The sequence below is a fragment of the Ruthenibacterium intestinale genome (assembly GCF_040096265.1).
Taxonomy (GTDB): Bacteria; Bacillota; Clostridia; order Oscillospirales; family Ruminococcaceae; genus Ruthenibacterium; species Ruthenibacterium komagatae.
Window position 1 is genome coordinate 53,003 of the sequence record NZ_JBBMFA010000074.1, and the last position, 25,778, is coordinate 78,780.

Annotated in this window: 20 protein-coding genes, 1 tRNA gene and 3 pseudogenes; 15 read left to right on the top strand and 9 right to left on the bottom strand. The window is 60.9% G+C overall.

Going from position 1 to position 25,778, the window contains the following annotated elements:
• Nucleotides 1–38 precede the first annotated feature (38 nt).
• The 5 genes from spoVAE to adhE all read right to left on the bottom strand — a co-directional run bounded on the left by spoVAE (nt 39) and on the right by adhE (nt 5,890).
• Nucleotides 39–395 (bottom strand): stage V sporulation protein AE, encoded by a 357-nt coding sequence (gene spoVAE, locus WMO24_RS05795; protein WP_349215375.1) that lies wholly within the window; start codon nt 393–395, stop codon nt 39–41.
• Nucleotides 392–1,405 carry a stage V sporulation protein AD gene (locus tag WMO24_RS05800; RefSeq protein ID WP_349215376.1) on the bottom strand — a complete coding sequence of 338 codons (1,014 nt, stop codon included), beginning with the start codon at nt 1,403–1,405 and terminating at the stop codon, nt 392–394. The genes spoVAE and WMO24_RS05800 overlap by 4 nt, the downstream gene beginning before the upstream one ends.
• A 114-nt stretch (nt 1,406–1,519) precedes the next feature.
• Entirely contained in the window at nt 1,520–1,972 is a 453-nt protein-coding gene (gene spoVAC, locus WMO24_RS05805; RefSeq protein ID WP_349215377.1) for a stage V sporulation protein AC, read from the bottom strand.
• Between the two features lie 134 nt (nt 1,973–2,106).
• A complete protein-coding gene (locus WMO24_RS05810; protein WP_349215378.1) occupies nt 2,107–3,111 on the bottom strand; it encodes a DUF2804 domain-containing protein in 1,005 nt (334 codons plus the stop codon).
• A gap of 166 nt (nt 3,112–3,277) precedes the next feature.
• On the bottom strand, nt 3,278–5,890 hold the full coding sequence (gene adhE / locus WMO24_RS05815) for a bifunctional acetaldehyde-CoA/alcohol dehydrogenase (RefSeq protein ID WP_349215379.1): 2,613 nt from the start codon (nt 5,888–5,890) through the stop codon (nt 3,278–3,280).
• A gap of 233 nt (nt 5,891–6,123) precedes the next feature.
• On the opposite strand from adhE, the gene WMO24_RS05820 reads away from it, so the two are divergent.
• The 5 genes from WMO24_RS05820 to WMO24_RS05840 all read left to right on the top strand — a co-directional run bounded on the left by WMO24_RS05820 (nt 6,124) and on the right by WMO24_RS05840 (nt 11,034).
• Nucleotides 6,124–7,473, top strand: a complete 1,350-nt coding sequence (locus WMO24_RS05820) for a replication-associated recombination protein A (protein ID WP_349215380.1) — start codon at nt 6,124–6,126, stop codon at nt 7,471–7,473.
• Nucleotides 7,474–7,479: 6 nt separating this feature from the next.
• A complete protein-coding gene (prmA, locus tag WMO24_RS05825; RefSeq protein ID WP_349215381.1) occupies nt 7,480–8,406 on the top strand; it encodes a 50S ribosomal protein L11 methyltransferase in 927 nt (308 codons plus the stop codon).
• 4 nt (nt 8,407–8,410) lie between these two features.
• Nucleotides 8,411–9,133 carry an RsmE family RNA methyltransferase gene (locus WMO24_RS05830; protein WP_349215382.1) on the top strand — a complete coding sequence of 241 codons (723 nt, stop codon included), beginning with the start codon at nt 8,411–8,413 and terminating at the stop codon, nt 9,131–9,133.
• Between the two features lie 67 nt (nt 9,134–9,200).
• Nucleotides 9,201–10,049, top strand: coding sequence for a M15 family metallopeptidase (locus WMO24_RS05835; protein WP_349215383.1), 849 nt, complete (start codon nt 9,201–9,203; stop codon nt 10,047–10,049).
• A 109-nt stretch (nt 10,050–10,158) separates the two neighbouring features.
• Nucleotides 10,159–11,034 carry a DegV family protein gene (locus WMO24_RS05840; RefSeq protein WP_349215384.1) on the top strand — a complete coding sequence of 292 codons (876 nt, stop codon included), beginning with the start codon at nt 10,159–10,161 and terminating at the stop codon, nt 11,032–11,034.
• Between the two features lie 91 nt (nt 11,035–11,125).
• On the opposite strand, the gene WMO24_RS05845 is transcribed toward WMO24_RS05840, so the two are convergent.
• Complete coding sequence (locus tag WMO24_RS05845; protein WP_349215385.1) at nt 11,126–12,712, bottom strand: phosphoenolpyruvate--protein phosphotransferase; 1,587 nt, start codon at nt 12,710–12,712, stop codon at nt 11,126–11,128.
• A 285-nt stretch (nt 12,713–12,997) separates the two neighbouring features.
• Between WMO24_RS05845 and trhA the strand changes: the two genes are divergently transcribed.
• Together trhA and WMO24_RS05855 are read left to right on the top strand one after the other, a co-directional pair.
• The gene (trhA, locus tag WMO24_RS05850; RefSeq protein WP_349215386.1) at nt 12,998–13,669 is read left to right on the top strand and encodes a PAQR family membrane homeostasis protein TrhA; all 672 of its coding nucleotides are present in this window, start codon (nt 12,998–13,000) and stop codon (nt 13,667–13,669) included.
• Between the two features lie 287 nt (nt 13,670–13,956).
• Nucleotides 13,957–14,045: transfer RNA gene (locus tag WMO24_RS05855), tRNA-Ser, on the top strand.
• Between the two features lie 77 nt (nt 14,046–14,122).
• On the opposite strand, the pseudogene WMO24_RS05860 reads toward WMO24_RS05855, so the two are convergent.
• Nucleotides 14,123–14,314 (bottom strand): annotated as a pseudogene (locus WMO24_RS05860) (tyrosine-type recombinase/integrase); the annotation flags it as partial.
• Nucleotides 14,315–14,575: 261 nt separating this feature from the next.
• On the opposite strand from WMO24_RS05860, the pseudogene WMO24_RS05865 reads away from it, so the two are divergent.
• The 3 genes and pseudogenes from WMO24_RS05865 to WMO24_RS05875 all read left to right on the top strand — a co-directional run.
• A pseudogene (locus WMO24_RS05865) lies at nt 14,576–15,029 on the top strand (ParB/RepB/Spo0J family partition protein); the annotation flags it as partial.
• A gap of 115 nt (nt 15,030–15,144) precedes the next feature.
• A complete protein-coding gene (locus WMO24_RS05870; RefSeq protein WP_435413811.1) occupies nt 15,145–16,356 on the top strand; it encodes a recombinase family protein in 1,212 nt (403 codons plus the stop codon).
• The gene (locus tag WMO24_RS05875) at nt 16,341–17,867 is read left to right on the top strand and encodes a recombinase family protein (RefSeq protein WP_349167204.1); all 1,527 of its coding nucleotides are present in this window, start codon (nt 16,341–16,343) and stop codon (nt 17,865–17,867) included. The genes WMO24_RS05870 and WMO24_RS05875 overlap by 16 nt, the downstream gene beginning before the upstream one ends.
• Nucleotides 17,868–18,145: 278 nt before the next feature.
• Here WMO24_RS05875 and WMO24_RS05880 read toward each other — a convergent pair.
• Nucleotides 18,146–19,261: pseudogene (locus WMO24_RS05880) on the bottom strand (ABC transporter substrate-binding protein); the annotation flags it as partial.
• Between the two features lie 232 nt (nt 19,262–19,493).
• Entirely contained in the window at nt 19,494–20,369 is an 876-nt protein-coding gene (locus WMO24_RS05885; protein ID WP_349215387.1) for an acyltransferase domain-containing protein, read from the bottom strand.
• Nucleotides 20,370–20,547: 178 nt separating this feature from the next.
• On the opposite strand from WMO24_RS05885, the gene WMO24_RS05890 reads away from it, so the two are divergent.
• From WMO24_RS05890 to WMO24_RS05910, 5 genes are all read left to right on the top strand, one after another.
• A complete protein-coding gene (locus WMO24_RS05890; protein WP_349215388.1) occupies nt 20,548–21,366 on the top strand; it encodes a helix-turn-helix transcriptional regulator in 819 nt (272 codons plus the stop codon).
• 138 nt (nt 21,367–21,504) lie between these two features.
• Nucleotides 21,505–22,416, top strand: a complete 912-nt coding sequence (locus tag WMO24_RS05895) for an N-acetylglucosamine kinase (protein ID WP_349215389.1) — start codon at nt 21,505–21,507, stop codon at nt 22,414–22,416.
• Between the two features lie 139 nt (nt 22,417–22,555).
• On the top strand, nt 22,556–23,569 hold the full coding sequence (locus tag WMO24_RS05900; RefSeq protein ID WP_349215390.1) for an ROK family protein: 1,014 nt from the start codon (nt 22,556–22,558) through the stop codon (nt 23,567–23,569).
• Between the two features lie 17 nt (nt 23,570–23,586).
• Nucleotides 23,587–24,924 (top strand): MFS transporter, encoded by a 1,338-nt coding sequence (locus tag WMO24_RS05905; protein WP_349215391.1) that lies wholly within the window; start codon nt 23,587–23,589, stop codon nt 24,922–24,924.
• A 9-nt stretch (nt 24,925–24,933) separates the two neighbouring features.
• Nucleotides 24,934–25,680, top strand: a complete 747-nt coding sequence (locus tag WMO24_RS05910) for a PIG-L deacetylase family protein (protein WP_349215392.1) — start codon at nt 24,934–24,936, stop codon at nt 25,678–25,680.
• The last annotated feature ends 98 nt before the right edge of the window (nt 25,681–25,778 follow it).

Consider the following 25,778-nt stretch of genomic DNA (forward strand, 5'->3'; position numbering starts at 1 on the left):
TAAGCCGCTGCCCGTTTGGGCGGCGGCTTTTCCTTTTGTCAGTTCTGGTCCCGGCTTTTGGCCACCAGGCTCAAAAGAAAGCCCACCGTCAGCGAGGCGGTCACGCCGCCGGCCGCGGCGGTGAACCCGCCGGTCAGCGCGCCCAGCAGCCCCTGCTGCTCCACCGCGTCTACGACGCCCTGGGCCAGCAGATGCCCGAAGCCCAGCAGCGGCACCGTGGCCCCCGCACCGGCAAACTCGGCCAGCGGGTCGTACCAGCCCAGCGCCGACAGCACCACGCCCGCCACCACATAGGCCACCAGGATCCGCGCCGGCGTCATGCCGGTGTAATCCATCAGCAGCTGGCCGACCACGCAGATCAGCCCGCCGACCACAAACGCCCACACAAAATTCATTGTCCTTCCTCCCCGCTGCTCAGCTCCAGCAGGTGGGCGATGCCGGGAATGCTCTCCCCCTGCAAAAAGGTGGTCTGGCTCATCAGCGCCCCGGTGGACAGAAACAGCACCCGGCGCAGCTGCCCTTCGGCCAGAAGGGGCAGCACGTGGCAGCACAGCACCGCGGCGCTGCAGCCCGCGCCCGAGCCCCCGGCCTGCACGTTCTGGCTGTCCACGCTGTACACCAGCAGGCCGCAGTCCTGATGGTTGGGCAGGCGCACGCCCTCCCGCTCCAGCAGCTGGGCCAGCAGCCGGCTTCCCACCAGGCCCAGATCGCCGGTGTAAACGGCGTCAAAGTCCTCGGGGGTGCGGCCCGTGTCCGCCAGATAGTTGAGAATGGTCTCGCAGGCGGCAGGCGCCATGGCGGCCCCCATGTTGTTGATGTCCGTCACGTTGTAATCCCGCACCCGGCCGAAGGTGACGGCCTGCACCCGGGGCCCGCCCGGGGCGGCGTCCAGCACCAGCGCGCCCGCGCCGGTCACGGTCCACTGGGCGGTGGGCGTGCGCTTGCCGCCGTACATCAGCGGGGTGCGGAACTGCCGTTCCGCCGCGCAGAAATGGCTGCTGGCCATGGCGGCCGCCCGGCGCATGGCCCCGCCTTCCACCATGCAGGCGGCCAGCCCCACGCCCTCCGCCATGGTGCTGCACGCGCCGTACAGCCCCAGATAGGGCACGTCAAACCCGCGCATGGCATAGGCGGACGCCGTGCACTGAAACTCCAGGTCGCCGGCGAACACGCCGTCCAGCTCCGCCGCGGACAACCCGCCCTTTTTCAGGGCGGCTTCCAGCGTGTAGCGGGCAAAATCGCTCTCGGCCTTTTCCCAGCTCTTTTCGCCGCAGCTGGCGTCGGTCAGCAGCAGGTCAAAGGCGTCCGCCAGCGGGCCTTCGCTTTCCTTTTTGCCTCCCACCGCCGCCCAGGCGGCCGCCCGGGGCGGTCTGTCAAACAAAACGGTATCGCCCTTTCGTCTCACTTGTGCCCGCCTCCCAGCTTTTCAAAGGAAATGGTCCGGCCCTTTTTCTCCGGCGGCTTGTGCGCCGGGCGGGGCAGCTTTTCAAAGGGAATGGTATCGCCTTTTTTCATTGTTTCAACCTCCGATCCAGGGCCGCAGAACATGGTACAGAACGCCCCAGGCCACACTGGCCAGCATGCCGTACACGATCACCGGCCCCGCAATGATGAACATTTTCGCCCCCACGCCGGGCACCAGCCCCTCGCTGCGGAACTCGATGGCCGGCGACACCACGGCGTTGGCGAACCCCGTGATGGGCACCAGGGTGCCCGCGCCCGCCTTGGCCGCCAGCTTCTGGTACCAGCCCAGGGCGGTGAACAGGCCGGACAGCGCCACCAGCGTGGCGCTGGTCAGGGTGCCCGCATCGGTCAGCGTAAAGCCCAGTGCCCGGTACAGCGTGCCCAGGCCCTCGCCCGCACAGCAGATGGCCCCGCCCACAAAAAACGCCCACAGGCAGTCCCGGACCACCGGAGAGGGCGGCGACGCTTTCTTTCGCATTTCGTCATAGGTTTGATTGTCCATTTTCATGAGAACGGCTCCTTTTCGGGCCTGCGCCCTTTTCTGTTCAGTATTTCCCGGGCGCGGGAGCCTTATTCCTTCTCTGTCCCCCAAACAAAAAAGCGCGCGGACCCGGTGCGGTCCGCGCGCTCTTTTTTTGTTTTTCACCAGTTGTTGACGGCGTGCTCGGCAAAGGCCGGCAGCCCGTCGATGTGCAGCACCGTGCCGTCTTCCCACACGGCCGTGCCGTAAAAGCGGCCGAACATCTGATGGCAGCAGTTGTTCACCCACAGCGCTTTGGTGCGGGTGGTCCGGTCGTAGGAAGGCTTCAGCGTCAAATCCAGCCGTCCCTCCTCGTCCCGCAGCAGCCACGGGCGCATGTAGTCGTTTTTGTCCAGCAGAAAATGCACTCGCCCCAGCTTGGAAAACCCGCCCGCATAGAACAGGCAGTTCTCGGTGGCCGCGCGGGTATCGCCGAACCCCATGCCCAGGTTGAACCCGAACAGCTTGTCCCCCAGCAGGCCCGTTCCGTTGGACCAGTACCACTCGTTGTGGAAGGGCCACACGCCCCGGCCCCAGTCCAGCAGGCCGAAGGCGTCCTCGCCGAAATAATAGGTCTTGTCCTTGTATTTGGCATACCCGCAGGCGGACATGCAGTTGATCTTCTGGTTGTAATAAAACGCCGTGGGCGACTCCGCAAAGGGAACGTTCACCACAATGGAGTTGGGATTTTTGCGCATCAGCGTCAGTTCCGCCTCAAAGTCCTGGGTGACAAAGGACAGATAGCGGGTGTCGCCCTGGGTTTTGAACCGCAGCAGCATGCCGTTTTTCTCGTAACGGACGTCGCTGTCCTCCTCGGCGCTTTCCGGCAGATGCAGCCGGCCGAAGGGCAGTGCCAGCAGGCGGCTGATGTCCGCGATCCTCTCGCCCTTTTGAAAGTCGAACAGCATCACGCCCACCTGTCCGGCGTAGGACGCGTGCCCGTAGGTGAACTGAATGCACTTTTCGCCGTCGGACGCCTGGTAGAAGTCCCATTCCTTGATGCGGTAAAACGGCGCGCGGATCTCCGCCCGGCGGTAGGTGCGCACCGCCCGGCGGGAATAGCCCGGCGCAATGGCCCCCTTTTGGTCCAGAACCGGACCGGGCGTGGTGATCTCTTGTTGTTCCATAACCCCCTCCTTCTACCGTCCGTTGATTTTTCTTTTATTATAGCACATTGTTTTATACGTTGCAGTGTTCAATCTTCACAAAAGGGGCCCTGCTTTTTCGGCACAGGCTTCGCGCGCGCAAAAAAAGCCCCCCTGACAGGTGTCAGGGGGGCGAAAACCGTTGGGCTTATTTGCCGTAGTAGGCTTTTTTGTACAGATCCTCGATCTCGCTGACCAGAGGATACACCGGGTTGGCCGTGGTGCACTGGTCTTCGAAGGCCTTGTAGGACAGCTCGTTGACCTTGCTCATGAACTCGGCCTCGGACACACCGCAGGCCTGCACGGACAGCGGACGGTCGGTGGCTTTCATCAGTTTGACGATGGCTTCGATCAGGCAGTCCACCGCTTTGTCCGTGGGAGTGCTGGCGTCGCACAGGCCCACGCGGCGGGCGATCTTGGCATAGCGCTCGTCGGCCACATACTCTTTGTATTTGGGGAACGCCGCAAACTTGGTGGGCTTGGTGGCGTTGTACTTGATGACGTAGGGCAGCAGGATGGCGTTGGCACGTCCGTGGGGGATGTGATACTCGCCGCCCAGCTTGTGCGCCATGGAGTGGTTCAGGCCCAGGAACGCGTTGGTGAAGGCCATGCCCGCGATGCAGGAAGCGTTGTGCATTTTCTCACGGGCCAGCTTGTCGCCTGCGTAGGATTTCTCCAGATAGGTGAACACCATTTCGATGGCGTGCAGGGCCAGGCCGTCGGTGTAGTCGTTGGCCATGACGGAGACATAGGCCTCGATGGCGTGGGTCAGAACGTCCAGACCGGTGTCCGCCACAATGCTCTTGGGCATGGACCAGGTGAACTGCGGGTCGATGATGGCCACGTCCGGGGTCAGGCTGTAATCCGCCAGAGGATATTTGATGTTGCCGTTCTTCTTGTCGGTGATGACGGAGAAGCTGGTGACCTCGGAACCGGTGCCGGAAGTGGTGGGGATGGCCACCAGTTTGGTCTTTTTGCCCAGTTTCGGGAACTTGAAGGCGCGTTTGCGGATGTCCAGGAAACGCTGGCGCAGGCCGTCAAAGCTGGTCTCCGGATGCTCGTAGAACAGCCACATGCCCTTGGCCGCGTCGATGGCGGAACCGCCGCCGATGGCGATGATCACGTCCGGCTGGAAGGAGCGCATGGCCTCCACGCCGCGCATGATGCACTCAACGGAAGGATCGCTCTCCACGTCGGAGTAGATCTCCGCATGGCAGTACTGCTCGCGTTTGCGCAGATAGTACAGCACCTTGTCCACGTTGCCCAGCTGCACCATGACAGGGTCGGTGACGATGAACGCGCGGGAAATGTCCTCCATTTTCTCCAGGTACTGGATGGAATCTTCCTCAAAATAGATCTTGGGCGGCACCTTGAACCACTGCATGTTGACTCTCCGTTTCGCAATGCGTTTTTTGTTGATCAGGTTGACGGTGGTCACGTTCTGGCTGACGGAGTTCTTGCCGTAGGAGCCGCAGCCCAGCGTCAGGGACGGAGTGTTGGTGTTGTAAATGTCGCCGATGGCGCCCTGAGAGGACGGGCTGTTCACGATGATGCGGCCCACGCGCATGGCAATACCGTACTCGTCGGCGATCTCCATGTCGCCGGTGTGGATGACCGCGGAGTGGCCCAGGCCGCCCAGCTCCAGCATCTTGTTGGCATAGTCGAAGCCCTGCTCTTTGCTCTTGACCTTGAAGTAGGCCAGCACGGGGCTCAGTTTCTCTTTGGCCAGAGGATGGTTGTCGTCGGGTTTGTCCAGCGGCGCGATCAGGATCTTGGTCTTCTCAGGCACTTTCAGGCCGGCCTGCTCGGCGATCCAGTTGGCAGACTTGCCGACCACCGGGGCAAACACGCCCTTGTGGGGATCGGGGAACATGTATTTGGCCAGCTGCTCGGTCTCTTCCTTGTTCAGGAAGTAGCAGTTGTTGGCCTTCATGTAGCTTTCAAAGTCCTTGGCGATCTCCTGGTCCACGATGACCGCCTGCTCGGAGGCGCAGATCATGCCGTTGTCGAAGGTCTTGGACATCATCAGGTCGGTGCACGCGCGGTGCAGGTCCGCCGTTTTGTTGATGTAGCAGGGCACGTTGCCGGGGCCTACGCCCAGGGCCGGTTTGCCGCAGCTGTACGCCGCCTGCACCATGCCGGGGCCGCCGGTGGCCAGAATGGTGGCCACGCCGGGGTGATTCATCAAAGCGCCGGTGGCCTCGATGGACGGCTTTTCGATCCACTGAATGCAGTTCTTGGGCGCGCCGGCCTTGACCGCCGCCTCGTACACGATGCGGGCCGCCTCAGCCGAGCACTTCTGCGCGGACGGATGGAAGCCGAAGATGATGGGGTTGCGGGTCTTCACCGCAATCAGGCATTTGAACAGCGTGGTGGAGGTGGGGTTGGTGGTGGGGGTCACGCCGCAGATCACGCCCACGGGCTCGGCCACTTCCACATAGCCTTCCATCTCGTTCTCGTCCAGAATGCCCACGGTCTTCTCGTTCTTAATGTCGTGCCAGATGTATTCCGTGGCGAACATGTTCTTGATGACCTTGTCCTCGTACACGCCGCGGCCGGTCTCTTCCACCGCCATGCGGGCCAGCTCCTGGTGTTTGTCCAGGCCGGCCAGAGCCATCTCATGCACAATGTGGTCGATCTTCTCCTGGTCCAGCTCCAAAAACTCTTTCAGAGCGACCTGCGCCTTGGCCACCAGATTGTCGATCATGGTTTCCACTTCGCTTTTCACCGTGGTGACGGGCGCTGCTTTTTTCTCTGCCATATTCCCATTTCCTCCAAAATCTACTCAAACATGTGTTGTTCTTCGGGGGCTTTGCTGATTCTTATTGTACCCCATTGTTAAAAGTTTATCAATGCACAGAGTGCCGAATGTTTTGCAGGAAACGGGTCGTTTTCTTACAGTTTTGACAAATCTTTAACAAACTATGAATTTGAGCCTCTTTGCGCAAACGTGTTTCTATTGTATAATAAGGGCAATGCAAGGAAGGTGGAAGCATGGAACAACAGACGCTTTTTTCTCAGCCTCTGCTGACCCAGCCCCTGGCCAGCCGGATGCGCCCCCGCACGCTGGAAGAATTCTGCGGGCAGGAGCATCTTCTGGGCCCGGACAGGGTGCTGCGGCGGATGATCGACGCCGACGCCGTGCCCTCCATGATTTTCTGGGGGCCGCCGGGCGTGGGAAAAACCACGCTGGCACGCATCATTGCCCGGCGCACCAAAGCCGAGTTCATTGATTTTTCCGCCGTGACCAGCGGCGTGAAGGAGATCAAGGCCGTGATGAAGCAGGCCGAGGACGCCCGCGCCTTCGGGGACAAGACCATCCTGTTTGTGGACGAGATCCACCGCTTCAACAAGGCCCAGCAGGACGCGTTTCTCCCCTTTGTGGAAAAGGGCAGCATCACCCTGATCGGCGCCACCACGGAAAATCCGTCCTTTGAGATCAACTCGGCCCTTTTGTCCCGGTGCAAGGTGTTTGTGCTCAACGCCCTGACCCCCGAAGAGGTGACGGGGCTTCTGCGCCGGGCGCTGACCGATGAGCGGGGCTTCGGCGGCCAGCAGGTGCAGGTGGACGACGACACCCTGGGCATGATCGCCCGGTTTGCCAACGGCGACGGCCGCACGGCGCTGAACACGCTGGAAATGGCGGTGCTCAACGGCCGGCGCGAAGGGGACAAAACCGTGGTGGAACGGTCGCTGGTGGAGCAGTGTGTCTCCAAAAAATCGCTGCTGTACGATAAAAACGGCGAAGAGCATTACAACCTCATCTCCGCGCTGCACAAGTCCATGCGCAATTCGGACCCGGACGCCGCGGTGTACTGGCTGGCCCGCATGCTGGAGGCCGGCGAGGACCCCCTGTACGTGGCCCGGCGGCTGATCCGCTTTGCCAGCGAGGACATCGGCCTGGCGGACACCCGTGCGCTGACCCTGACCGTGGACGCCTACAACGCCTGTCACTTCATCGGCATGCCGGAGTGCAGCCTGGCGCTGACCCAGGCGGTGATCTACCTGTCCCTGGCGCCCCGCTCCAACGCGGTGTACAAAGCTTACGAGCACGCCAAGGCCGACGCCCTGAAAATGCTGGACGAGCCGGTGCCCCTGATCATCCGCAACGCGCCCACCCGCCTGATGAAGGAGCTGTCCTACGGCGAGGGCTACGTCTACGCCCACGACACCGCCGAAAAGGTGGCCGCCTTCGACTGCCTGCCGGAGAACCTGCGGGGCACCCGCTATTACGAGCCCACCGAAGCGGGCAGCGAAGCCCGCGCCAAACAGAAGCTGGAGGCCGTGCGCGCCTGGCGCGAAGCGCACATTTCCAAACAAAACGAACCCAAAAAAGGAGACTGACATACAATGGATTGGACCGATATCAAACTGACTGTTCCCGCCCGTTTTTCCGACACGGCCGAGGCCATCGCCACGGGCATTTCCGGCGGCGGCATCTACATTGAAGACTACCGCGATCTGGAGAGCCAGGTGGAGGCCATCGCCCACGTGGACCTGATCGAGCAGGACCTGCTGGACAAAAAGCGGGACGAGGTGATCGTGCACCTGTACATCGCCCCGGACGAAAACGTGGCCGAGATCGCGGACCTGATGCGGGACCGGCTGGCCCGGGCCGAGGTTCCCTACACCATGGCGCTGGAAGGCGTGCGCCAGGAGGACTGGGAGAACGGCTGGAAGCAGTATTACCACGCCATGGACATCGGCGCCCGGCTGGCCGTGGTGCCCAGCTGGGAGCAGTACGACACGGACCGGGCCGTCATCACCCTGGACCCGGGCATGGCCTTCGGCACCGGCACCCACGAGACCACGGCCCTGTGCCTGACCGTGCTGGACGAGACCGTGCACGGCGGCGAGCGGGTGCTGGACATCGGCACCGGGTCCGGCATTCTGGCCATCGCCGCTTTGAAGCTGGGCGCGGCCGAGGCTGAGGGCGTGGACATCGACCCCATGTGCGTGCGCACCGCCGGCGAGAACGCCGCCCGCAACGGCGTGACCGAGCACTTCAAGGTGCTCATCGGCGATCTGTCCGACAAGGCCAGCGGCACCTACGACATCATCTGCGCCAACATCGTGGCCAACGCCATCAAGGCGTTGGTGCCCGGGGTGCCCGCCCTGCTGAAAAAGGACGGCGTATTCATGGCCAGCGGCATCATCGACACCCGCCGGGACGAAGTCATCGAAGCGGTGAAGGCCGCCGGCCTGTGCGTGCGCCAGGTAAAGGAAAAGAACGGCTGGGTCTGCCTTGTGTGCGGACATCCGGCCCGGGAGGAGTAAAACGATGCCCCATCGCTATTTCACAACCGAGATCCACGGCGACCGCGCCTTTTTGTCCGGTGCGGACGCGCGCCATCTGGCCGTGGTCATGCGCGCCCGGCCGGGCCTTGCGGTCACAGTGTGCGACACCGCCGGCACCGACTACGCCTGCCGTGTGTGCAGCGCGGCCCCGGAACAGGTGGAGCTGGAAGTGATTTCCAGCTGCCCCAGTGTATCGGAGCCGTCGGTTCCGGTTACGCTATACGTAGGCTATCCCAAACAGGACAAACTGGAATGGATCATTCAAAAGGCGGTGGAGCTGGGCGCGGTGGAGATCGTGCCTTTCTTCAGCCGGTTCTGCGTGGCCGCGCCCAAAAAAGAGGACGTGAAAAACCAGCGCTACAACCGCATCGCCTTCGAGGCGGCCAAACAGGCGGGCCGCGGCGTGATCCCCCGGGTCGCCATGCCTTTGACCTTTGCCCAGATGATCGGGCAGGCCGCGGCCAAAGACCGGGCACTTTTTTGCTACGAGGCGGGCGGAGAACCTTTACTTAGCCGGTTGGAGGGCGCATCGGGCGCTCTTGCCATCATCACCGGCAGCGAGGGCGGCTTTTCCCCCGAAGAAGCACAGGCGGCCGTGCAGGCGGGATGTGTTCCCGTGACGCTGGGCCCGCGCATTCTCCGCTGTGAAACGGCCCCGCTGGCGGCGCTGGCGGTGGCAATGGCTCTGACCGGCAATTTACAATAGCCGCGGGTCAGAGGGCATCCGAAAACCAAACTCCCTTTTGCCCGCGGCGTGAAAGGGAGTTTTGATTTTGCGCAGAAAACTGTTTGCCGTCACTTTGAGCCTTGCTTTGTGCATGGGGCTTCTGTCCGGATGTATGAGTGATTCTTCCTCTTCGTCCTCTTCCTCCATGCACTCTTCCTCCACCCTGATGGACGACGTGGAAAGCGGCATGTCCCGGGTGGAGTCCGACGTCAAGTCCGGCATGTCGGACATGATGGACGGTTCCTCTTCCACCTCTCACTCCTCCTCGGATGGCAGCGCATCCGGGACCGCGGCGGCCGCCGCGGTTCCCGGCGAGGACTGGGCCGCCCGTCTGGTCAACGCCGCCAACCCGCTGCCGGAGGATTTCTCCGTCAAAACCGTGATGATCGAAGGCTACGAAAACCGCCCCTTTGACGCCCGCGCCGCCGACGCGCTGGAGGCCATGCTGGCGGATGCCGAGGCGGCCGGCTGCAAGCTCTACTTAGTATCCGCCTACCGCAGCGTGGACCGGCAGCGCAGCCTGTTCGCCCGCAAGACCCAGAGCTTTGTAGACGAGGGCTTTCCCCGGGACGAGGCGGAAAAACAGGCGGCCCAGTGGGTGGCGCGCCCGGGTACCAGCGAGCACAACCTGGGGCTGGCGGCGGACATCGTGTCCGCCAACTGGTACGCCGGCCACGACGACCTGACCGCCGATTTTGACCAGACCCCGGAGTTTGAGTGGCTGCAGGCCCACTGCGCCGAATACGGGTTCATCCTGCGCTATCCCCAGGGCAAGGAAACCGTGACCGGGATCACCTACGAGCCCTGGCACTACCGCTACGTGGGCAAGGACGCCGCCGCGCAGATCATGGGCCAGGGCATCACATTGGAAGAATACAACCAGAAGACCCGCTGAACCCGCCCGCCGGACTTCGGCGGGATTTCTTTTTTGCGCCGGCATGTTCAAACGTTGACAAATGTGTTACAATAACTCTTAACAGATCCATGACAAAGGAGAAGCAATTATGAGCGATTACCGCATTTTGACCGATTCCACCACCGACCTCTCGCCCGAGCTGATCCGCGAGATGGATGTGGACGTCATCCCCCTCTATTTCACCGTAGACGGCCAAACCTACCAAAACGACCCTGCGGGCAAGGACATGTCCTTCTCCGCGTTTTACGACAAGCTGCGTGCCGGGGCTCAGTCCAGCACCACCCAGATCACGCCCGAGCGCTTCCGCGAAATTGTGGAGCCGCTGCTGCAGCAGGGCACCGACGTTTTGTACCTGGCCTTTTCCTCCGGTCTGTCCGGCACCTACAACGCCAGCCGCCTGATGTTTGAAGAGCTGGCCGAGCAGTATCCCCAGCGCAAGGTGGTCACCGTGGACACCCTGGCCGCCTCCATGGGCGAAGGGCTGCTGGTCTATCTGGCTGCGCAGCAGAAAAAGCAGGGCAAATCCCTGGAAGAGGTGGCCCAGTGGGTCACGGACAACCGGCTGAAACTGTCCCACTGGTTCACCGTGGACGATCTGAACCATCTGAAACGGGGCGGCCGCGTGTCCGGCGCCGCCGCGTTCTTCGGCACCATGCTGAACATCAAACCCGTGCTTCACGTGGACGACGAAGGCCACCTGATCCCCATGGAAAAGGTCCGCGGCCGCCGTCAAAGCCTGGACGCCCTGGTGGACCAAATGGCCAAAACCGGCATCGACAATGCCCATCAGACCGTGTTCATCAGCCACGGCGACTGCCAGGCGGACGTGGAGTACGTAGCCGACCAGATCCGCAGCCGCTTCGGCACCAAGGACATCCACATCAACTACATCGGGCCGGTCATCGGAACCCATTCCGGCCCCGGCACCGTGGCGCTGTTCTTCCTGGCGGAAAACCGGAACTGACCCCCGCCTTCCCGCAAAACAAAACCGGCATGACCCCTCGGTCATGCCGGTTTTTTTATCCGTCGTTTTGGCTCACGGGGCACTCTCCCGCTCAAAGGGAGATCCCCATCAAATATTCCTTGATGCCCAGCAGGCTTCCGTAGGCCATGCTCAGCTGCCGCACGCCCAGCCGCAGGTACACCTCGGCCAGTTCCGGCCGCGCAGCGCTCTCGCAGCACACACAGACGGGGATGCGCGCCTCGGCGGCCGCCTCCACCGTCATGCTGACCATGCGGTGCACCGCCGGGGAAAACTGCGGAAAATACTCCTGCACCGTGGCGCTGCCCCGGTCCGCCGCATGGGCGTACTGGGCAAGGTTCGTGGTGCTGATGTGGAAAAAGGCCGACTTGCGCGCCAGTTCCCGGGCGCTCAGGGCAGCGGCCGGCGTCTCGATCATCACGCCCACCGGCACGTTTTCGGAAAAAGGCACCCGCCGCTTGCGCAGCGACGCCTTGGCCGCGTGCAGAAACTCCAGCGCGCGCTCCACGTCATCGGCCGTGCTCACCATGGGCAGAACCACCCGCAGGTTGCCCTGCACGCCTGCCCGCAGCAGCGCGGCCATCTGCGTCTGGAACCACTGGGGGTGCGCCAGACTGTACCGGATGCCCCGCATCCCCAGCGCCGGGTTGGGTTCCAGCGCGCCCTCCGGCCCGTTGCCGCCGTAGGTGCTGATGGTCACCGGCTTTCCCTTGGCCGCGTTCAGACAGGCGGTGTAAAACTGATACTGCGCCTCTTCGCTGTCGTTCTCGCCGGGGCGCACCGTGTACTCGCTCAGCAGCAGGCCCACGCCCTGGGCGTCCGCATCCACGGCCGCGCGCACATCCTCCACAGTGGAGCAGTTGGCATACAGTTCAAAGGGCGTTCCGTCCCGGGTGACGCAGGCCGCATAGCGCAGCCGCTCCTCGGTCAGCGTGTGCCGGCGCGCCCGCCGGATGCTGTGGGCGAACCGGGCCTTGGTGGCCTCGTCCGGCTCCAGGCACAAATCGCCGGTGCTGCCGTTTATCGCCGCGATCTTGCCGTCGCACACATCCAGAAATTCCTGCCCGGCCAGAACCACCGCCGGAATGCCCATGGTCCGGGCAATGATGGACGCGTGCGCGTTGGCCGACCCCGCCCCCATCACCAGCCCCAGAATCATCCGCCGGTCAATGGATAAAATATCGGTAGGGTACAGTTCCTCCGCCGCCAGAATGCTGGGCGAGTTCAGCGGCGGCATCTGTGCCTGCGGCCCGTCCAACACGTCCACAATGCGGTAGCAGGCGTCCAGCACGTCGCAGGCGCGCTCCCGCAGATAATCGTCGTCCAGCGCCCGGATGCGCCCGGCAAAGATCCCCGCCGCGCGCTCCACCGCGGCGGCCGCGCCCGCACCCGCGTGAATGTACGCCAGCACTTCGTTCTGAAGGCCCTCGTCCGCCATCATCACCTGCTGGGCCTGAAAAATCGCCTTTTCATCCCCGCTCGCCTTTGCAATCAGCTGGTCCAGGTTTTGCTGCGCACGGGTCAGGGCGGACCGGTAGGCCGCTTCTTCCTGGCGCGGGTTGAGCACGGCTCTCCCCATTCCCGACATGGAACGGCGCACGCGGCACACCGGACCGAATGCCAATCCGTCCGAAGCCGGCACTGCCATATATTTTTCCATCGCGGCACCTCGCTTTTCCCTGCGCGGCGTTTTGGGCCGCACCCTGCTAAGTCAATGTATATTCCCGACCGTTTCCCAATAGAAGCGTCCGGCCGTCTGTTTTTTGTTTCAGTATACCATATTCTTCCTTTCCTTTACAGCTGCGCAGCCCTTTTTCGTTCAATCACACAAAACTTTCTTTCCTTTTTCACAATCTGGTTTTAAAAACCATATAATATATTTACAGAAACCCATTTATTTTGTTCTCAAAATCGTATATAATAAGATTTAAAGGAGGGGATTTGCATGGTCCGTGAGACAGACCCAACCAAATTTTATACCAAAGGCGAAGAGATCTTCAACGCGGTCAGCCACGGCATGGGCAGCCTTCTGTCCGTGGTGGGCACCAGCGTTCTGGTGACCATTGCCGCATTGTTTTCCACACCGCGCAACGCGGTGATCTGCCTTGTATACGGGCTTTCGCTGGTGGTGCTGTACACCATGAGCACGCTGTACCATTCGTTTCCGCAGCGGGGCGTCAAACGCTTTTTCCGCATTCTGGACCATTCCACCATTTATCTTCTGATCGCCGGCAGCTATACGCCCTTCACGCTGATCCTGCTGGGCGGCAGTACGCGGGGGCCGCTGGTGTGCGGGATCATCTGGGCGGCGGCGCTGCTGGGCGTGGTGCTGAACGCCATTGACCTGCAGCGTTTTGAAAAAATCTCCATGGTTCTGTACGTGGCCATGGGCTGGGCGGCCGTGTGGGTGCTGGGGGACATTCTTGACGCCCTGGCCCCGGCGGGGTTCTGGCTGCTTCTGGGCGGCGGGCTGTGCTATACCGGCGGCATCGTGTTTTACGCCTGGCACAAAGTGCGTTACATGCACGGCATCTGGCATTTGTTCGTGCTGGCGGGCAGCGTGCTGCATTATCTGTGCATTCTATTGTATGTGCTGCCGCCGGTGTGTGAATTTTAAAAGCGATCCCCGCGGCGTCGGCATTGACGGCACCGCGGGGATTTGGTATAATAACAAAGCTGCCTGTTTCAAAGAAAGGCAGCTGAAAAAAGAAGATGCAGCGGTATCGAAGTGGTCATAACGGGGCTGACTCGAAAGACTCTCGCCCTTTGGTCAATTTGTCCGCAAGGAATGGCTTAACAACGGGCTTTTCCTCGGGTGCACATCTGAATTTTCCCTTGTTATCTTGCATCGAAATCTTGCATTTTTCCAAATGTCTTGCAGGACGGTGCTTGAAAATTAAATATGCAGCGGTATCGAAGCGGTCATAACGGGGCTGACTCGAAATCAGTTTGTGGGCAACCACACGAGGGTTCGAATCCCTCCCGCTGCGCCAGAAAACGGCGCTATGTCGATGTTTATCGGCATAGCGCCGCTTTTTATTGTCCTGACGCCGACAGCATTTTTTCTGCCTTACCACCGGCTTTCCGGCAGTTCCTCGGGAAGCGCCAGGGCCTTCTCCATCGTGGCGGCGCTCAGTTGTTTCGACTGGGAATCCAGGTGGGCGTAAATGTTGGCCGTGGTGGAGATATCGCTGTGGCCCAGCCATTCCTGGATCTGCTTCATGGGCACCCCCTGTTTCAGCAGCAGGCTGGCGCAGGAGTGCCCTTACGGTATAATTACGACAAACCGGAAAAGCCCCGTATATCAAGGGTTTTCGGTTATCTGGCAAGGTTTTTCATCCTTTTCCAAACCGAAAAATCGAGCCGCGAAGTAGTTATATCGTAGGGGGTGTTATAGTAACGACAAAAATAAAATACCGTTTGGGCGGGCTGTCAGCCCGTCCAAGAAATCAGGACATTTCCTCTGAAAAGAAGAAATGTCCTTTTTTTGTACCCAAAATCAGATGCCGACAGGAGGAACACAATGCCGGAAAAAACAGCGCAGAAAGAACCGGGCAAAAAGCCCGTGCCATCCAAAAAGCCGAAACCGCAGCAGGAAGTAGTCGTTCAGATTCCGCTCTCCGAGCTGCATCCATTCCCGGATCATCCCTTTCAGGTGCGGGAGGATGCGTCCATGCAGGAAACCGCCGAAAGCGTCAAGGAGTACGGCGTCCTCGTCCCCGCGCTGGCGCGGCCACGGGAGGACGGCGGCTATGAACTGATTGCAGGCCACCGCCGCAAACACGCCTGCGAGCTGGCTGGGCTGGCCACCATGCCGGTTATTGTCCGCGACATTGACCGGGACGCTGCCACCATTATCATGGTGGACAGCAACCTCCAGCGCGAGAATATTCTTCCATCCGAACGCGCCAAAGCCTACAAGATGAAGATGGAGGCCATCAAGCGGCAGGGCGCACGAACGGATCTGACTTCGCCGAAAATTTCGGCGAAGTTCCGCAGCGATGATGAAGTTGGTCAGGATGCCGGTGTGAGCGGAGATACCATCCGCAACTACATCGCCTTGACGCAGTTATCATCATCCCGCTGCGGAACATGATAAACGAAGCCTACGCTTTGGACATTGGGCGCAAGATCAGGGCGCAGCAGCGGCAGGCCATGAAGGACGGCAAGTTCATCGGTGCGCGTACTCCCTACGGTTATCTGAAAGCGGAGGACGATTGCCACCAGCTTATCATCGACCCTGTTGCCGCCGTTGTGGTGCAGCGGATGTTCCGCTGGGCTTCCGAGGGCGCTGGCCTCAATACCATCGCCGTGCGGCTGAATGAAGCGGGCGTTCTCACTCCCAGCCACTACAAGAAGATGCAGGGAAAGATCACTCACGCAAATTTGCTCGGCAGCGGCAAGTGGCAGACCCGGACAGTCGGCGTCATTCTCCGCTCCGAGGTCTACACCGGAGATCTCGTTCAGGGCCAAACCAAAACCGTGGATCACCGGCAGATCAAGGCCGATGCCGAGGAATGGACGGTGGTACGGGACACCCACGAGGCCATCATCAGCCGGGAACAGTTCGCGGCGGTGCAGGAAATTCTCAATCAGACCGCCAGCCGCGCCAAGGCACGGGAGGTCAAAGCCTTCACGCCGAATCTTCTCAAAGGCAAGGTGTTCTGCGCCCATTGCGGCGGCAGTCTGCACCGGCAGAGAAACATCCGCAAGAAGTCCGACGATGTGTACTTCTACCATTGTCTGAGCCAGAGCCGAATCAGCAAGAATGCCTGCCCCGGCGTGACCATCCGCGAGGATGCGTTGCTGGATATGCTGGCAGATATGCTTCAGGATGCGCTTGATACGGTGCTGGGGCAATATACCCTCTCCCTTGCAGAGCTGCCCCGACAGGCCGCTGACCGCGCTGAGCTGCGGGAGAAGATCACCAGCCGCAAGCAGGAAATCCAGCGGCTTCGCGGTATCGTGCGGAGCTTATATGAAAACCTCGTCCAAGGTGTTCTCACCAAGGATGAATACTTCGACTACAAGGAGAAGTACGAAAGCCGCATTGCCGACCTCGCCGTAGAAATAGAGCAGTTGGAGGACGGCCTGCGGACGATGGATACGCAGATTGAGCAGCACCGGGCGCTGGAACAGGATGCCGCGCAGATCAAGACCGACCGTGGGCTGACCGGCGCACTCATTGAACGGCTGATCGACCGCATCGAGGTATCCCACGACAAGCAGATCACGGTGCGCTATCGCTTTCAGAGCGAGTTTGAAACCTATGCGGAGGTGCTGGAACAATGCAGAAATATGTGATCGCCCTCTACATCCGCCTCTCCATCGAGGATTACAAGTACGACAGCCTGAGCATTGAAAATCAGAGCCTTGTCCTCCACGAATATGCGGCTTCCATGCCCGAAGCTCTGAACGCGGAGATCATGGAGTTCATCGACAACGGGTACAGCGGCACGAATTTTGAGCGTCCGCAGGTACAGAAGCTCATTGAGCTGGTGCGGGCCAATCAAATCGACTGCATCATCGTCAAGGATTTTTCCCGCTTCGGGCGAAACAGCATTGAAACCGGCTACTTTATCGAGCGCGTGTTCCCGCTGTTCCATACCCGCTTCATTTCCATCAGCGACGATTTTGACAGCAGCAAATTCAAGGGTGACACCGGCGGCATGGACGTAGCATTCAAGTATCTCATCAGCGAATATTACAGCCGCGATATGTCCATCAAGACCAAGAGCGCCAAGTACGCCAAGATGCAGCGCGGCGAGTATCAGAGCAAAATCTGTCCCTACGGCTATCGCAAAAGCGCCGATGGCAGAATGGAGCCTGACCCGGAGGCCGCTGCCGTTGTGCAGCTCATCTTCCAGCTTGCCGCCGAGGGCATCAACGCCACCGCCATCACACGGGAGCTGTTCCGCAGAAGCATCCCTACCCCCGGCCAGTACAAAGCGGCGCACGGTAATCATACCCACGATATTTCCCGCTGCCACGGGATTTGGAGTGCATCCACCATTCTCCGCATTTTGGAGGACGAACGCTACACCGGCGTGTATGTGATCGGCAAGCGGGCGGTTCTCGAAGTAGGCGGCACCAGAAGCCGCCTGAAGGACAGAGAATCGTGGTACATCATCCCCGACCATCACCCGGCCATCATAGAGAAAGCCGTGTTTGATACCGTGCAGGCCAGCCAGCTCCGCTTTTCCCAGCCAAACAAGAAAAAGCGGGACTACCCGCTGAAAGGCAAAGCCTTCTGTGGCTGCTGCGGTCATGCGCTGTCCCGCACCATGCAGAAAACCTCATATTATCACTGCCGCCATTCCGAGGCGGACGTAGAAAGCCGCTGCCACAAGATGCGTCTGAACGCCGCGGAGCTGGAACAGGCGGTATTCCTGACGCTGAAAAAGCAGATGGAAGCCACCGCGCCGCTTGCCCCTGACGGTACGCTCCGGGTAGATGCTTCCGTACCGGAACGCGCCGAATATGAGAAGCAGATCGAGACGCTGCAAGACGGCAAGCGCACGTTGTATGAACGCTATCTCATGGGCGAGATCGACCTGAATACCTACAAGGCAGAAAAGGCCGCGTGTGACGAGCTGCTGCTGAAAACGAAAAACGCCTATGCCGCAGTATTGGCACAGGCGAAACAGAAGCAGGACGAACAGGCACGGCAGGACAGCCGCATGGAAGCGTCCAAGGCAATTTTCGATGCGGACACGCTGACCACCGAGCTGGCCGAGCTGCTGATCGACCGGGTACTGGTGTACCCTGACAAGCGCATTGAGATCGCATATAAAATCCGAGATATTTTCGATTGAGGTGGCGAACATGAAAATTGTTTTCTATTGCAGAGTGGACGGACAGGGCTTCGGCTTTGTCCTACCCGAAGAAGCTGACAAGCTCCGCGAGTTTTTCGCCGAGCATCAGGATAGCCCATGGCCTCCAGGGTCTGCTCGCCGGCAACCTTGATCTCCGTGTTGGAAGTGTAGGCGCTCTCCGGCTTAAACGCGTTGGGGACCGCCGCGTCCACCGCTTCCTGCAGCATCGGGTTCAGCTGGCCGTCGTCCGCCAGGATCTGACGGGCCGCTGCGGACGCAGGCACGCCGCGCGTGGTGCCCAGCGCTTTCACACCGTCGGGATCGCTCATCATGAACTGCACGAAATCCAGCGCCACGTCCTGGTGAGCGGAATTCTTGCTGACGCCGAACAGCTGAGACGGACGGACCAGCAGGCCGCTGGCCTTGGCGTCTTCCATCGTCGGGCACTGCACAACAACCAGTTCGGACGGGGTGGTGCTCTGCCAGCCGTCAAAGGCACTGACGAACTCGATGGCGCCGCCCACACGGCCCTCGGTCCACTTGGGGTTCAGCGTGTCGCTGGTGTTGTATTCGATGATCTCTTTCATCGGGGGCAGCACGTTGTTGTCGATCAGGTCCAGAATGAACTGATAGCCGGCCGCCAGCTCATCCTCGGTAAAGCCGAAATTCTTCTCGCTGTCAATCCATTCCTTGCCGGTCAGCTGGATGACATATTTTTTCAGGATGTATTCCACGTTGATCAAGTCGCCGCGCAGCAAAAATCCCTCGGGGTCTTTTTCCTTCAGCTTTTTGCCGATCTCGATCAGGTCGTTCCAGGTGTAGTCGTCACGGATCTCGACGCCCAGTTCGTCAAACATATCCTTGTTGACCATGAACACCTCGGCGTTCAGGCCCGTGGGTACGCCCAGCACCGTGCCGTCCACCGTGCAGTTGTCCTGCATAAACGTCTCGTCAAACTGAGACAGGTCCACGATGTCCTGCTCAGCCATGTTCACAAAATAGTCGCCTTTGTTGGCCAGGTCGTAGATCCACATGGCGTCCAGCTGCATGATGTCCGGCTCGTTGCCGCCGCCCAGCTGCGCGATCAGCTTCTCATAAAAGCCGGTGTATCCGCCGTACTCGCCCTCAATCTTTACGTTGGGGTGCAGTTCCTGGTATTTTTCGATGGCAGCCAGCGTCGCCTCATGACGAAGGTTGTCACCCCACCAGGAAAAACGCAGCGTGACCTGCTCATCCCCGGATGTGCCCGTGGCGGAACCGGAGGTCTCCGGCTCATCCGCAGCGCCCGGCATACCGGTGCAGGCGCTCATACTCACAGCCAAAACTGCCGCCATCGCCAAAGATAACAGCTTGCGGAACTTTTTCATTGTTTTCCACCTTCCATGTTCATTCATCGTTTCTCGGACATGTCCCTGTGGTTTTTATTGTAACAACCGCAGGCTCTAAAGTCTTTGCTTTTCTTGCGTTTCACGCACGTTTATTGTCTTTTCTTGAGTTCTTTGCAGCGCCGTTGTGCACATTTTCCCTATTTTTTGTTTGAAAAACAGATGATTTCTGTACGATTGGTCGCACAAAACTCTTCTTTTTCTGCTTTTGGTCCGGTCAAATCTGCAACATCTGAAAAAATCATTTTAAAAATGCTAAAAAACCTCTGGCGGAACCGATGGGTTCGCCCCGGCGCAGCTTTTCCGCCACCGCCCGCTGCAAAGACGTGCGCTGCTCCAGCTCCTCCGGCTTCTTTTTGCCGCCGAACAGCCAGAAGTAAAACGATTCGTCCGCCGGGTCCACATCGTACAGCTCATATGCCCGTGCAAACGTCCGGATCGCCGAGGATGCCGGCAGGCACTGGGCCAGCATGGGCGAAAGCAGCCAGCTGTCGCAGCACCAGAGCACCGGCCGTCCCACCGGGCAAAAGGCCGCCTCGTATTTTTCCCAGAAGGCCGCCGCCTGCCGGTAGGATTCGCGCAGGCTCTGCTCCGTCAAAGGCCGGTCGCCGGGGATATGCACCGACAAAACCGCCTGACCCGGCTGTACGCCCCAGGGCCGGCACGCGCCCTCTTCCACGACCACATATTCAAACTCCAGCGTTCCCAGCCGGAACAGGCGGCCGCACATCTGCCGCCACGCCCATTGTTCCCGGTCAAACAGCGGCCGGCCCGTGCGCTGGCGCATCTCCTGTACGAACCGGGCAAGGCAGGCGGCCGTGTCCCAGAAAATCTCGTCCGCCACGCCGATCTGCGCCCATTTTTCGCGGGCAAGGCAGGCGGCCCCTAAAAAGAGCGTCAGCTTGGCAGCGCCGCCCGGGTCCTGCACAAACAGCTCGCTGATCCGCTGCGCCGCATCGCGGGCGGTTTCCGGCTCCGTCAGCCGGGCGCACAGGCGCACCGTTTCCTCGTTCAGCACATTTTGCGCGCATTCGGCCACCGCGCCGCACACATCCGGCCCCAGCCCGATGCCTGCCGCCACCGCGCCGATTTCGGTGCGCATCTGCAAAAAATCCATCCAATCATCCTTTCCGCAGCATTCTCGCCGACAGATAGTTTAACAGAAACCGCCGTTTTTCTCATCCTGTTTTTTGCGTTTCTTTTTTGGAAATTGTGCTTTCTTGACATTCCCGAAAGAACTGACTATAAATAAAAACAGATCCGTCTTTCGGATCAACGGTACAGGAGGGATCGCCTTGGAAGAGAGCCTCATCTATGTGGACCATATGGAGTTCCGGCAGACCAGCAACATGTTTCAGGTCCATACACACTTCCAGTACGAATTGTATTTTCAGCTGATCGGCAGCCGCATTTACTGCTTCGATCAGGAAAAGTTCACCCTGCATCAGGGCGACGTGATTTTGATCCCGCCGGAAGTGCGCCACCGCACCATCTCCAGCGAGGAAATTTATTCCGAGCGGCTGCTGGTCAACTGGGATTTTGCCTTTCTTCAGTCGCTGGGCAGCCGGCTGGCACAGCTTCATCTGTTTCAGTCGAAAGCGCCCTATCTGCGGTTCTCTTTGTGCGGCGAGCAGCGCGCCGCGCTGCGCAAGCTGCTGTTCACCCTTTTGGAAGAGTACAAAAACCAGTCGCCCACTTCGCTTCTGCACATGGAAACACTGCTGGCCGAGTCGCTTCTGCTGCTGGAATCGGTCTATCGCAACAGCCGCAACCCGGCCATCTCGGATCATCACCAGCTGGTTTCCAGCGTGTGTGAATACATTCAGAACCATTATGTGGAAAACATCACCCTGGCCTCGCTGGCCAAAGTGTTTTACGTCAACGAATACACGCTGTCGCGCAACTTCAACCGCATCACCCGACTGTCCATTCCCCAGTACACCAATCTGGTGCGCCTGTCCAATGCCAAGGAAATGCTGAGCAGCCCCGAAAAGTGCTCGCTGCTGCAGATCGCACTGCAAAGCGGCTTCAACAGCGCCTCCCACTTTGACAAAATCTTCCGAAGCGTGGAACACATGTCGCCGCGGGAATACCGCAATCTGATTTTTAAATAGCCGCCGATTGACAGCGCTTCGGAAAAGGTGTTATTCTGTTACTAAATAAAGTTTATTAAGTAAGTTTTGCAGGTCCCTCATCCGTGGGCCTGCGGCAAAAACACCGGGGCAATTCCCGAAGACATGGGAGGGCAAACCATGAACTATTATCTTTCGGTGGACGGCGGCGGCACCAAAACGGATTTTCTGCTGGAAAGCGAGGACCGGTCCGTCTCCGTCCGGCTTCAAAGCGGTGCGGCCAGCATCAAGTCCGTGGGCGAGGACGCTGTGCGCCAGAACATTTCCGCGGGGTTGAACGCCCTGTGGCAGCGGGCGGGCATCCAGCTGGAACAGGTGCGTCATGCGGTGTTCGGCATGTCCGGCTGCGACTGCGCCCAGGACGAGGCGCGCCTGCACAAACTGCTGCAAAGCCTGGGCTGGAAACCGGAGCAATACACCCTGTGCAACGACGCGGTGCTGGGCTTCTACGCCGCGGCGGACCCTCCCGGCCTGGTGCTGATCGCGGGCACCGGCTCCATCGTCCTGGGGGTGGACGCCCGGGGTGCCGTCACCCGCAGCGGCGGCTGGGGCTACGGCTTCAGCGACCAGGGCAGCGGCTACTGGCTGGGCTGCCGCGCGCTGGAACAGGCGCTGCTGTACTGCGACGGATGCGGCCCTTACGCCCCCTGGTTTGAAGAGGTGGCCCGGGCGCTGAACACGCCGCTGGACCAGCTGCCGCAGACAGCCACCGCGCTGGAAGGGTGCGACGAGGTCGCCTCGCTGGCGGCCCTTGTGCTGAACTGGCCCGAAGCGGAACCCCTGCGGGAAGAAATTCTGACCCAGGGCGCGGCGCATCTGGCCCGGCTGATCCGGGCCGGCCATCAAAAGCTGCACCTTGCGCCGGACGCCCCGTTCCGGCTGGTGTTCGCGGGCGGATGCCTGCGCAACACGGCCTATGCCGCCCGTGTGGAAAACAACCTGCCGGAACCGCTGCGGGCTGCCCGGGTGCGCGGCAACGGCAGCGCGCCCGTGTTCGGCGGAATGCGGCTGGCGCGGAAAGCCGGCATTTGATCTGTTTTTACAGCCGTGGGTCTGCGGGCCCCGGCTGTTTTTTTGTGCTCCCGCCTCTTTCCGCAGCGATTGACAGGCGGATACGTGCATGTTATGCTTAATTAATAAAGAAAGTTTATTAAGAAAGAAGGCGTTGCTCGTGGAACCTGTTGGCAAGCCGCAAACCCTTCGGCTGATGAACATGGACGCGGTGGAGGCGCTGCTGCGCACCCGCGGCCCCCTGACCAAACCGGAGCTGAGCCGGCTGACCGGCCTGTCGCTGGTGACGGTGGGCAAAGCCGTAGACGAACTGGTGGCCCAAGGGCGCGTGCTTCCGGCGGGGCCGGGCGGGCCCACGGGCGGAAGGACCGCCCATCTGTATGCATTCAACCGCCGCCAGTTCTGTTTTCTGGCGCTGTATTATTATGAGCGGCGCTACACCTGCGCTTTGGCGGACGCGGCGGGCGAAATTTTCTGCTGGGAGGACGTGGACATCGGCGCCGGGCCCATTGTGGACGAGACGCTGGACTGCATCCGGCGGATGCGCGCCCGGGCGGAAAACATCCCCCTGGCCGCGGTGGGCGTGGGCGTGCCCGGTGTGGTCAGCGGCGGGGTGGTGACCAGCATTCCCGCGCTGCCCGCTTTGGAAGGGGTGGAATTCGGCGCGGTGCTGGAGCAGGCGCTGGACTGCCCCGTGTGGGTGGAAAACGACATCGGGCTGGCCGCCTGGGGGCTGTACGCGGACCGCTTTGCGGGCGAGACCGACCACCTGGCCTATCTCTATTTCGGCAACGGCGTGGGCAGCGGACTGGTGCTGAACGGCCGCCGCTTCAAGGGCTCCACGGATTTTGCGGGCGAAGTGGGCAGCCTGCCCGCGGGGGACACCACGCTGGAGCAGGCCTTTCTGGCGGCCCGGGCCGCCCGGGACCGGGAGCAGATCTGCGGTCTTGTGCGCACCGCGGTGACCAGCCTGACCTGCGTTTTGAACCCCGGCATTGTGGCGGTGAAATGCGACTGCCTGAGCCCGGCGGACATGCAGCGCATGGAACAGCAGTTGACCGTTCCCGCCGGGCACCGGCCCCGGCTGGTTCTGTTGGGGGACGTGCGGCGGCAGTGCCTGCAGGGCGTTCTGCGCCTGTGCATGGAAAACGCCGGAACCGCCGCGGGGATATGAGGAAAGGAGTCCGCGCCATGAAACAAATTACCAAAACGGAAAAATGGACCTATACCGGCAGTCTGCTGGGGCAGAACATGATCTACAGCTTTGTGACCATGTATGTGATGTTCTTCTTCACAGACCTTTTGCGCATTCCGTCCCAGAGCGTGACGGTCATCATGGTGACCGCCAGCCTTTGGGACGCGGTGAACGACATTCTGATGGGTATGATCGCGGACCGCACCAAGACCCGGTGGGGAAAATTCCGCCCCTACCTGCTGGCGGGCCCCTTTGTCATCGCCCTTGCCACGGTGCTGTGCTTCTGGAACTTCGGCGGGTCGGCCGCGGGCACGGTGGCCCTGGCCGCGGTGTGCTATGTGCTGTGGGGCATGTCCTACACGGTGTATGACATTCCCGTCTGGGCCATCTCCTCGGTCTCGTCCCACAACGCCGATGAAAAGAACGGCATGGTGACCCTGGGCAAGATCGGCGGCACCCTGGGCACGGTGATCGTGTCCGTGGGCAGCGTGTCCCTGCTGAACGCCTTCGGCGGCGAGCGCAGCGCCGGCGCCTACACGGCGGCCGCCTGCGTGATCGCGGGGGTGGGCGCGCTGCTGATGCTGCTCAGCGGCTTTGCGCTGAAAGAGCGCATTGAACCGCCCGCCAAGGGCATTCCCTTCCGGCGCAACATTCACACCATTCTGGACAACGGCCCCCTGAAAGCGCTGATGGTCTCGCTGCTGGTGGTCAACATGGTCAACAACATCCGCCAGGTGGCGCAGATGTATTTCGCCGTGTATGTGTGGGGCGACTCCGGCTATGTGACCTGGATCGGCCTGAGCCTGGTGCTGGGCATGATCTTCGGCATGGCCATCTCCCCGGCGCTGATCCGCCGGTTTGACAAAAAGTACCTCTTTCTGGCCGCCTGCGCCGCGGGCGCCGTCTCCAGCTTCCTGCCCTTTGCCGTGGGCGGCGGCCCTGTGCCCGGCCTGATCCTGCTGGGCATCAGCTTCGCGTTCACCGGCATGACCACCATCAGCAGCACCTCCATGCTGATGGACTGCATCGACTTTGCCGAATTGAAGCTGGGCTTCCGGGGTGAAGGCGTGGTGTTCTCCATGAACACCTTCCTGAACAAGCTCAGCTCCACCATCTCCAAAGGCGTGCTGGGCCTGGCGCTGACCGCCATGCACTACGTGGACAACATGGACCCCAACCCCACCGTGGTCACCGGCTTCAGCCTGATCGTGTACGTGGTGCCCGCCGTGTGCTTTTTGCTGGCCATGATTCCCCTTGTGTTCTACCGGCTGAAGCCGGCTCAGATCGAAGATATCCGCACCGAACTTGAAACCCGCCGCAGCGCGGAGAAATGAGGGATACAAATGGATCTTTCCGCTTTTTTGACACCGCCCGAAATCCTGACCGCACAGCGCGCGCTGTGCATCCAGCCCCACCCGGACGACAACGAGATCGGCATGGGCGGCACCATTGCCGCGCTGGCCGCCCGGGGCTGTGAAATCCACTATCTGACCGTGACCAACGGCGATCTGGGCGCCCAGGGCGCTCCCATCGAGCCGGCACAGCTGGCCGCTTTGCGCCGGGACGAGGCCGTGGCCGCCGGCAAGGCGCTGGGCGCCGCCCAGTTCCACTTTTTCGATTTGCCGGACGGCTCGCTGGAGAGCATTCCCGCGCTGGCCGGCCGCATTGCCGAGCTGGTGCGCACCATCCGGCCCAATGTCCTCTTCTGCCCGGACCCCTGGGCTGCCTACGAGGCTCATCAGGACCATGTGGTCACCGGAAAAGCCGCGGCGCAGGCCTTCATCTCCACGGCGCTGGCCCAGTATCCCCGGGGCACCCGCACCCAGCCCTGGCAGCCGGAAGCCATCGGCTTCTATTTCACCCAGAACCCCAACACCGTGGTGGACGTGACCGACACCTTTGAACAGAAATTCGCCGCCATGGCCCTGCACCGCACCCAGCTGAACGACGAGCTTCTGGCCATGTACCGGGCGTACTTCACCCTGCAGAGCCAGCAGCGCGCCGCAGGCCGCGGCTTTGCACTGGGCGAAGGGCTGAAAGTGCTGAGCCCGCTGCACCTCCACTGCTTTGTGGAGGCGCCCCAAATTTAAAAAATGCTGAAAAAGCAGGCCTTTGGCCGGGGTTCCGTAAGAAAACGACGCCGGGCAGGGGCCCCTTTTGCGCGGCTGCATCGTCAAACCGCCTTGAC

Coding starts and splice junctions, on each gene's coding strand:
- spoVAE (WP_349215375.1), bottom strand. CDS start 395: ATGAATTTTGTGTGGGCGTTTGTGGTCGGCGGGCTGATCTGCGTGGTC.
- spoVAC (WP_349215377.1), bottom strand. CDS start 1,972: ATGAAAATGGACAATCAAACCTATGACGAAATGCGAAAGAAAGCGTCG.
- WMO24_RS05810 (WP_349215378.1), bottom strand. CDS start 3,111: ATGGAACAACAAGAGATCACCACGCCCGGTCCGGTTCTGGACCAAAAG.
- adhE (WP_349215379.1), bottom strand. CDS start 5,890: ATGGCAGAGAAAAAAGCAGCGCCCGTCACCACGGTGAAAAGCGAAGTG.
- WMO24_RS05820 (WP_349215380.1), top strand. CDS start 6,124: ATGGAACAACAGACGCTTTTTTCTCAGCCTCTGCTGACCCAGCCCCTG.
- prmA (WP_349215381.1), top strand. CDS start 7,480: ATGGATTGGACCGATATCAAACTGACTGTTCCCGCCCGTTTTTCCGAC.
- WMO24_RS05830 (WP_349215382.1), top strand. CDS start 8,411: ATGCCCCATCGCTATTTCACAACCGAGATCCACGGCGACCGCGCCTTT.
- WMO24_RS05840 (WP_349215384.1), top strand. CDS start 10,159: ATGAGCGATTACCGCATTTTGACCGATTCCACCACCGACCTCTCGCCC.
- WMO24_RS05845 (WP_349215385.1), bottom strand. CDS start 12,712: ATGGAAAAATATATGGCAGTGCCGGCTTCGGACGGATTGGCATTCGGT.
- trhA (WP_349215386.1), top strand. CDS start 12,998: ATGGTCCGTGAGACAGACCCAACCAAATTTTATACCAAAGGCGAAGAG.
- WMO24_RS05870 (WP_435413811.1), top strand. CDS start 15,145: ATGATAAACGAAGCCTACGCTTTGGACATTGGGCGCAAGATCAGGGCG.
- WMO24_RS05875 (WP_349167204.1), top strand. CDS start 16,341: ATGCAGAAATATGTGATCGCCCTCTACATCCGCCTCTCCATCGAGGAT.
- WMO24_RS05885 (WP_349215387.1), bottom strand. CDS start 20,369: ATGGATTTTTTGCAGATGCGCACCGAAATCGGCGCGGTGGCGGCAGGC.
- WMO24_RS05895 (WP_349215389.1), top strand. CDS start 21,505: ATGAACTATTATCTTTCGGTGGACGGCGGCGGCACCAAAACGGATTTT.
- WMO24_RS05905 (WP_349215391.1), top strand. CDS start 23,587: ATGAAACAAATTACCAAAACGGAAAAATGGACCTATACCGGCAGTCTG.
- WMO24_RS05910 (WP_349215392.1), top strand. CDS start 24,934: ATGGATCTTTCCGCTTTTTTGACACCGCCCGAAATCCTGACCGCACAG.